At 61.2% G+C, this 6,847-nt stretch carries 5 protein-coding genes and 1 pseudogene; 3 read left to right on the top strand and 3 right to left on the bottom strand.

What is annotated here, in order from left to right:
- Window positions 1-1,354 (bottom strand): annotated as a pseudogene (locus Q8K05_RS05290) (pyruvate dehydrogenase (acetyl-transferring), homodimeric type); the annotation flags it as partial.
- 104 nt (window positions 1,355-1,458) lie between these two features.
- Between Q8K05_RS05290 and Q8K05_RS05285 the strand changes: the two are divergent.
- Window positions 1,459-1,929: an Lrp/AsnC family transcriptional regulator gene (locus tag Q8K05_RS05285; RefSeq protein WP_305245477.1), complete on the top strand. Its 471-nt coding sequence runs from the start codon at window positions 1,459-1,461 to the stop codon at window positions 1,927-1,929.
- 98 nt (window positions 1,930-2,027) lie between these two features.
- Here Q8K05_RS05285 and Q8K05_RS05280 read toward each other — a convergent pair whose 3' ends face one another.
- Both Q8K05_RS05280 and Q8K05_RS05275 read right to left on the bottom strand, forming a co-directional pair.
- Window positions 2,028-3,644, bottom strand: a complete 1,617-nt coding sequence (locus tag Q8K05_RS05280; RefSeq protein ID WP_305245476.1) for a peptide chain release factor 3 — start codon at window positions 3,642-3,644, stop codon at window positions 2,028-2,030.
- Window positions 3,645-3,682: 38 nt separating this feature from the next.
- Window positions 3,683-3,919, bottom strand: coding sequence for a DUF1653 domain-containing protein (locus Q8K05_RS05275; RefSeq protein ID WP_305245478.1), 237 nt, complete (start codon window positions 3,917-3,919; stop codon window positions 3,683-3,685).
- 45 nt (window positions 3,920-3,964) lie between these two features.
- On the opposite strand from Q8K05_RS05275, the gene Q8K05_RS05270 reads away from it, so the two are divergent.
- On the top strand, window positions 3,965-5,218 hold the full coding sequence (locus Q8K05_RS05270; protein WP_305245475.1) for an RsmB/NOP family class I SAM-dependent RNA methyltransferase: 1,254 nt from the start codon (window positions 3,965-3,967) through the stop codon (window positions 5,216-5,218).
- A gap of 198 nt (window positions 5,219-5,416) precedes the next feature.
- Window positions 5,417-6,616: an acyl-CoA desaturase gene (locus Q8K05_RS05265; protein ID WP_305245474.1), complete on the top strand. Its 1,200-nt coding sequence runs from the start codon at window positions 5,417-5,419 to the stop codon at window positions 6,614-6,616.
- Window positions 6,617-6,847: the final 231 nt, after the last annotated feature.

The raw sequence follows: 6,847 nt of genomic DNA, 5'->3' as shown, positions 1-6,847 counted from the left end.
GCAAATTGAAGCGGTTGCGAAATTCCAGCAGATCGGTTTCGTCAAACTTCTTCTGCGAATGCGTGGTCATCTTGCCCTGGCCGGCGCTGCCCATGCCGTAGCCTTTTTTGGTGTGCGCCAGGATCACCGTCGGCTGGCCCTTGTGGTTCGCCGCGGCGGCATAGGCCGCATGAATTTTCACCAGGTCGTGGCCGCCGCGCTTGAGCCGGTCGATCTGCTCGTCGGTCATGCCCTGCGCGAGCCGCGCCAGTTCCTCGTTTTGCCCGAAGAAGTTGTCGCGGTTGAAACGCCCGTCCTTGGCGGCGAAGGTCTGCATCTGCCCGTCCACCGTGTGGGCAAAGGCCTTGCTCAGTGCGCCGGTCAGGTCGCGCGCAAACAGGCCGTCCCAGTCGCTGCCCCAGACCAGCTTGATGACGTTCCAGCCGGCGCCGGCAAACAGTTTTTCGAGCTCGTCGATGATGCGGCCGTTGCCGCGCACCGGGCCGTCGAGCCGCTGCAGGTTGCAGTTGACCACCCAGACCAGGTTGTCCAGCCCCTCGCGCGCGGCCAGCGTCAGCGCGCTCATCGATTCCGGTTCGTCCATTTCGCCGTCGCCGAACACGCCCCAAACCTTGCGGCCGCTGCAATCGAGCAGGCGGCGGTGCGTCAGGTAGCGCATGAAGCGCGCGTGGTAAATCGAGCTGATGGGGCCTATGCCCATGGAGCCGGTCGGGAACTGCCAGAAGTCCGGCATCAGGTAGGGATGCGGATAGCTGCAAAGCCCTTGCGCATCCTGGCCGGGTGCGGAAAGTTCCTGGCGGTAAAAGCTCAAGTCCTTTTCGCTGAGTCGGCCTTCCAGGTAGGCACGGGCATACACGCCGGGCGCGCTGTGCGGCTGAAAAAACACCAGGTCGCCGCGGTGTTGTCCTTCGCCCAGTCCTTCGCGCGCATGAAAGAAATGGTTGAAGCCGGTTTCAAACAAATCGGCTGCGCTGGCGTAGCTGGCAATGTGGCCGCCGAGTTCGCTCGATCCGCCGGACTCGGCCTGGTTGGCACGCACCACCATCGCCAGCGCGTTCCAGCGCATCAGCGAGGCCAGGCGCTCCTCCATGGCGAGGTCGCCCGGAAACACCGGCTGCTCGTCCACGCCAATGGTGTTCACGTACGGCGTGGCCAACTCGGGCTGCCAGCCCATGCGCCGACTGCGGGCAACACGGCTCAATTCGTCCAGCATCTGCCGTGCGCGGGCAGGCCCTTGGGTAGCGGCCAGGGCTTCAAACGCCTCCCGCCATTCGGCCGTTTCCTGCGGATCGGGATCCGGCGTGAAAGGGGCAGCGGTTTGCGTCAAGAGAGGGTGGGGTGTGGAGTGGTTCATTGAAAATCCACTGTACGCATCTTCTGGCAAAAGGTGTTGCCTAAATATGGGGGTGGAGTCTTTAATGGAGGCATAAAATGCTGTAAAAACGCAATTTACAGTCCATGCAACTCGATAGCCTTGATTTGAAAATTCTTGACGAGCTTCAGCGCGACGGTTCGCTGTCCAATGTCGAGCTGGCCCGGCGTGTGCATTTAAGCCCTTCGCCATGCCTGGCCCGAGTGAGGGCGCTGGAGACCGCCAAGGTGATAGACCGCTACGTCGCCATTGCCAATGCGGCGGCGCTGGGGCTGGGCTTGAGCGTGTTCATCTCCATCAGCCTGCGTTCGCAAAACAAAGAGGCGCTGGGCGAGTTTGAGCGGCGCATTGCCGAGCATGAGGAGGTGATGGAGTGCTATTTGATGACGGGCGACAGCGACTACCTGATTCGGGTGGCGGTGGCCGACATAGGCGCGCTTGAAAAATTCATCCTGGAGCAGCTCACGCCGATTCCGGGCATTGAAAAAATCCGCTCCAGCTTTGCGCTGAAGCAGGTGCGCTACAAGACTGCGCTGCCTTTGCCGCGCGCGGCGTAAAGCTGCGGATTTCCTGAAAGCCGATTAGCCCATTGAGCTGCTGGTGCAGGCGCGCGCTTTGCTGCGCCTTTCCAGAAAAGGGCTGGAGCCTTGAAACGCTACATTTTTGACTGAAACACCAGTCCGGCATGCTCGCGTAGCGCATGGAACTTGATCTTGGGCCACTGCTGCTCGACGGCGCGCAAGGTGGCGCTGTGGTCCACCAGCAGGGTCGGCGCATCGACGGCGTCCAGCGCGACGCGGTGCGCGTTGGCATCGATGAATTTCTTCAGCTCATTGGCGTCGTCACTGGTGACCCAGCGCGCCAGGTTGAAGTTGCTGCCCATGATGCGGGCCTTGACCCCGTATTCATGCTCCAGCCGGTGCGCCACCACTTCAAACTGCAGCTGGCCCACGGCGCCCAGCAGCAACAGTGAGCCGGCAATCGGGCGGAACACCTGGATCGCGCCTTCTTCGCCCAGCTGTGTGAGGCCGGCGCGCAGTTGTTTGGTGCGCAGCGGATCGGCCACTTCGACGGCGCGGAACATTTCGGGCGCGAAAAAGGGCAGGCCGGTGAATTGCAGCGCTTCGCCCTCGGTCAGCGTGTCCCCCAACTGCAGCACGCCATGGTTGGGGATGCCGATGATGTCGCCGGCAAAGGCGGTGTCGAGCAACTCACGGCGCTGGCTCATGAAGCTCACCACGGTGTTGGGCCGCAGTTCCTTGCCGCTTCGCACGACCTTGAGCCGCATGCCGCGCGTGAATTCGCCGCTGGCCACGCGCAAAAACGCAATCCGGTCGCGGTGCGCCGGGTCCATGTTGGCCTGGATCTTGAATACCACGCCTGAAAATTTCTTTTCCTCCGGAAACACCACGCGCTGCAGGGCGGCCCGTTCCGACGGCGGCGGGGCCAGGTCGACCAGCGCGTCCAGCACTTCCTGCACGCCAAAGTTGTTGATGGCCGAGCCAAAAAACATCGGCGTTTGCTTGCCGCCGAGGAAGGCGTCGCGCTCAAATTCCGGCGAGGCGCCGTTCAGCAGCTCCAACTCGTCCTGGGCTTGCGTGAATTCGGCGCCAAAGCGTTTTGCTGCTTCGACGTTGTCCAGGCCGGCCAAAATTTCATCGTCGCCGCCGGCCTTGTCTTCGCCGGGGCTGAACACGCGCATGCGCTTTTCACGCCGGTCATAAACCCCGTGAAACAGCTTGCCCATGCCGACCGGCCAGGTGAAGGGTACGACCGTCATGCCGAGTTCCTGCTCGATTTCGTCCATCAGGCTCATCGGGTCCTGCACCTCGCGGTCCATCTTGTTGACGAAGGTCAGGATCGGCGTGCCGCGCGCGCGGCAGACCTGCAGCAGCCGGCGGGTTTGCGGCTCGACGCCGTTGGCCGCGTCAATCACCATCAGCGCGGCGTCCACGGCCGTCAGCACGCGGTAGGTGTCTTCCGAGAAGTCCTGGTGGCCGGGGGTATCGAGCAGGTTGATCACGCAGTCGCGGTATTCCATCTGCATGACCGAACTGGCCACCGAAATGCCGCGCTGCTTTTCAATTTCCATCCAGTCACTGGTGGCGTGGCGCGCGGCCTTGCGGGCCTTGACGCTGCCGGCAATCTGGATCGCGCCCGAGAACAGCAGCAGTTTTTCGGTCAGCGTGGTCTTGCCGGCGTCAGGGTGGGAGATGATGGCAAACGTGCGGCGGCGCTTGACCTGTTTTTCGATTTCGGTGGTGTCAGACATAACCCACGATTATCGGCGACGCTGCGCGCCTCTGCGTGCTAATCGGGTTGCCGCGCAAAACGCGGCTGCCGCACGCCGTCTATCACCACCTCTTCATTGAACATGGCAGCGGGCCGCACCCACAGCCCTTGCTCGCCATAGAGCGCCCGGTACAGCGTCATGGGCTCCAGGCTTTCGCTGTGGCGCACGGTGCCCACCACCTCGTAGCGCATGCCTTTGTAATGGCGATACAGGCCGGGCGGCGTCACAATCAATGGCGGTAATGAATCGGACAGGGACAATCAAGGCTCCAGAAGCTGCATAGTGGGACAATAGAGGCTATGCATCCTAACGCCTTACTCGACTGTTGTACCGAGCTTCTCAAGCAGGTTCTTAAATTTGACCACCCCGCCGACATGGTGGTTTCACGCTATTTCCGCGAGTTGCGGCTCGGCCCGCGTGAACGGGCCACCGTTGCCGAAACCATTTATGGCGTGCTGCGCAAGAAAAATCTCTACGTCTACCTGGCCCAGCACGGCAGCGGCGTCCCCGAGCGGCGCCTGGCCATTCTGGGTTTTGCCGCCCCGCGCGACTTCCTGTATGGCGCACTGACGGACCAGGAACAGGACTGGCTGGCCCGCTGCGACCAGGTCAAACCCTCAGACTTGATGGAACTGCACCGGCACAACCTGCCGCAGTGGCTGGTCGAACCGCTCAAAGCGCAGCTGGGTGAGGACTTCTGGCCGCTGGTCGAAAGCCTCAATGCCCCGGCCGGGCTCGACTTGCGCGTCAATACCCTAAAGGACAAACGGGCTGAAGTGCAGAAGGAGCTTGCGAAGGTTGGTATCAAAACCGTGGCAACGCCGTATTCCCCGTGGGGCCTGCGCCTGGCCGACAAGCCGCAGCTGGCCAATGTGGACGCTTTCAAGCGCGGCGCCATTGAAGTGCAGGACGAAGGCTCGCAACTGCTGGCGCTGCTGGTCGATGCCAAACGAGGCGAAATGGTGGTGGACTTTTGTGCTGGCGCGGGCGGAAAAACCCTGGCGCTGGGTGCTTCCATGCGCACCACCGGCCGGCTGTATGCCTTTGACACGTCTGCCCACCGGCTGGCGGCGCTCAAGCCGCGTCTGGCGCGCAGCGGTCTGTCCAACGTTCATCCGGTCGCCATTGCGCACGAACGCGATGACCGCATCAAGCGGCTTGCCGGCAAGATCGACCGGGTGCTGGTCGATGCACCATGCTCGGGCCTGGGCACGCTGCGGCGCAACCCGGACCTGAAGTGGCGGCATAACCCGAAGGCGATTGAAGAGCTGACCGCCAAGCAAACGGCGATTTTGCAGAGCGCTGCGCGGCTGGTAAAGCCGGGCGGACGGCTGGTGTATGCCACCTGCAGCATCCTGCGTGAAGAAAACGAGGGGATAGCCGAAGCCTTCAGTGCCGCAAATCCCGAATTCAAGCTACTTGAAACCGGGCCCCTGCTGACCCATCTAGGGGTTGAACATGCCGAGACGCTTTGCCGTGGGCCTTACCTCCGGCTCTGGCCTTACCTGCATCAGACCGATGGATTTTTTGCGGCAGTTTGGCAAAAGGCCTGATTTTTTGACGACAAATGAGGCTAGTTAGCCGGCTGTTACATCTTTATTGATGGATTTTGTCGTTTTCATGGGCGTTGAACGCTTGATCAGGATGCTTGGTGTTTCGGGCCCGTCGATTTATAATTATGGGTTGTCTGGTGCAGCCCTTGGAGACGAGTTTTGAATGCGCGGCTGGTGCAGATTGTTTAAAGGACTTTTATGATTTTGTTTGATGCCGCCCTTGACTGGCTGGCTCATGGACTGGTAGCTGCCAGTTGGTGGCAAATCGTGTTGTACACCTTGGTGACAACGCACATCACGATCGCCAGTGTGACGATATATCTGCACCGCCATCAGGCGCACCGCGCCATGGATCTGCACGCCATTCCGGCGCATTTCTTCCGTTTCTGGCTTTGGCTTGCCACGGGCCAGGTCACCAAGGAATGGGTGGGCGTTCACCGCAAGCACCACGCCAAGTGCGAAACGATGGAAGATCCGCACAGCCCTTACGCGCACGGCATCAAGACCGTGTTGTTGACCGGGGCCGAGCTCTACCGGGCCGAGACGAAAAACCTGGAAACCTTGCGCAAGTACGGTCATGGCACGCCCAATGACTGGATTGAGCGCAATCTTTACACGCGCTTCAGCTGGCAAGGCGTGGGCCTGATGCTGATCCTGAACCTGGCACTGTTTGGCGTGGCGGGCCTGTCTGTCTGGGCTGTCCAGATGGTCTGGATTCCCGTGACGGCCGCCGGCATCATCAATGGCATTGGTCATTACTGGGGCTACCGCAACTTTGAGGCGCCTGACGCCAGTACCAATGTATCGCCTTGGGGCATTCTCATTGGCGGTGAAGAGTTGCACAACAATCACCACACTTACCCCACGTCGGCCAAGTTCTCGGTCAAGCCCTACGAGTTTGATATCGGCTGGGTTTATATCCGTGCCCTGGAAAAAGTAGGCTTGGCGAGTGTGAAAAAAGTTCCGCCCAAGCTTCAGTTGGGGGCCATTCAGCCCGTGGCCGACGAGAAAACGCTGGAAGCGCTGATTGCCCATCGCTACGAAGTCATGGCTGGTTTTGCGCGCGAGTTGCGTCGTGCCGGTCAAGCCGAGATCGAGGTGCTGAAAGCCAAAAAAGCGGACGTGTCGGTGTTGCGCGCGGCCAATCGCTGGCTGCACCGTGACGATGACAGGGTGCCGGCAGCGGCCAAGCCGCAAGTGGCCCAGGCCCGAGCCGAGCATCCGGTACTGGACAAGATGGTCACCATGCGCGAAGAGCTTCGCCAGATGTGGCTGACCACCTCGGCATCGCGCGAGCAACTCGCCTCTGATCTGCAGGCCTGGTGCCACCGGGCCGAGGAAAGCGGCATTGGCGCGCTTCGGGAGTTCTCGATGAAGTTGCGAGCCGCCCGCACCTGAACTGATTGTCCGCTCAGGATTTTCTGAGCTGGTACGCTTCAAAGCCGCCTCAGCGATTCGTCGCTCAGGCGGCTTTTTAGTTGATGTCCGCCGATCAGCCGTTCTTCTTTGAATGGTCGGGCAGGGGTCTGGCGCGGTCTGGGGGCTACAGTGGGAGGTGACCAGGGGACGGGTGTTGTGCCCACGCCCGCCTTGCAGCCCCTTTGGCCGGGCCGGTCCGATTGATCGAAG

It is taken from the genome of Polaromonas sp., assembly GCF_030682935.1.
GTDB lineage: Bacteria > Pseudomonadota > Gammaproteobacteria > Burkholderiales > Burkholderiaceae_C > Polaromonas.
The sequence above is the reverse complement of the archived record's forward strand: the minus strand, read 5'-3'. Positions and strand labels throughout refer to the sequence as shown.